This window comes from Metapseudomonas phytobenefica (assembly GCF_043392685.1).
GTDB lineage: Bacteria > Pseudomonadota > Gammaproteobacteria > Pseudomonadales > Pseudomonadaceae > Metapseudomonas.
Genome location: NZ_JBHZGM010000103.1, coordinates 1 through 516, shown reverse-complemented (window position 1 = coordinate 516; position 516 = coordinate 1). Strand labels below are relative to the sequence as shown.

1 protein-coding gene is annotated in these 516 nt (G+C 64.3%); it reads right to left on the bottom strand.

The window, feature by feature from the left end; all coding sequences use genetic code 11:
• On the bottom strand, positions 1-398 hold a 398-nt coding region (locus tag ACFW0B_RS25950; RefSeq protein ID WP_449151820.1), incomplete at its 3' end, for a hypothetical protein.
• Positions 399-516 lie beyond the last annotated feature (118 nt).

The following is a 516-nucleotide window of genomic DNA, read 5'->3' as shown; positions in this document are numbered from 1 at the left end:
ATCGATCTCCCTATCTCGGCGGCAGCGCGGACGATGGCACGGCGGGTGGCGCCACAGGGATCGCCGTTGTGCAACATAGAAGCCGCAGCCCCAGGGCTGTTGCCACTGTCGCGCTCATACCAGGCATCCGTGATATTCAGCGCCGCCTTCAGATCGTGGCCGACCACCACGCCCGAGTAGATATCCAGCATCAGAGACAGCTTCACTGCCAGGCGCAGCGCCTGCCCGTCGTCGTCCAGAGGATTCCAGCCGGTGCTGACCAGTTCGCCGGCGGCGTCATGGACGACCATCGCCGTCACTGGCGGGTCCATCTCCAGGCGCTCGCGGTTCCATTTGTGCCCGGTCTGGTAGCCGACGGCCTTCGCCGCCAGTTCCAGCAGTTCTCGATCCGTGTTCATTGGGTTCTTCCTTCGCCCAAGGCGATATCGGTGTCATGCCACCCGGCCAGGAACAGGTGGCGCTCCTTCATGTCACCCATTCCCCATGGGCAGGCTTCGCGCCCAAGCCCATGGCGTC